The sequence below is a fragment of the Bittarella massiliensis (ex Durand et al. 2017) genome (assembly GCF_017566145.1).
GTDB classification, from domain to species: Bacteria; Bacillota; Clostridia; order Oscillospirales; family Ruminococcaceae; genus Bittarella; species Bittarella massiliensis_A.
Genome location: NZ_JABFCL010000064.1, coordinates 1 through 316, shown reverse-complemented (window position 1 = coordinate 316; position 316 = coordinate 1). Strand labels below are relative to the sequence as shown.

The 316-nt window shown below is 49.7% G+C and carries 1 pseudogene; it reads left to right on the top strand.

The window, feature by feature from the left end:
- Positions 1-278: pseudogene (locus HJY11_RS13465) on the top strand (iron-containing alcohol dehydrogenase); the annotation flags it as partial.
- Positions 279-316 lie beyond the last annotated feature (38 nt).

The window sequence follows — 316 nt, the reverse complement described above, 5'->3', positions numbered from 1 at the left end:
GGGACATTGCCCGTTTCGCGCATTACGCAAAACAGGTATGGGGCATCGAAAGAGATGAGATATCAGCGGCAAAAGAAGGGATCGAGCGTACGATCGCTTACTTTGAGGAGATTGGAATGCCGACTTCCATTTCCGGGCTTGGTATCGGTGTTTTGGAGGATGAGACACTGAAAGAACTGGCTCTTGACGCTACCATGAATGATACCGTCCGTCTTTCGCTCATCCGCCCACTCTCTGCGGAAGACGTGCTGGAAATTTTCCGCAAAGCAAATTACTAGGAATTGCCAAACCGGGCGCAAAGGTGGTATACTAAAAC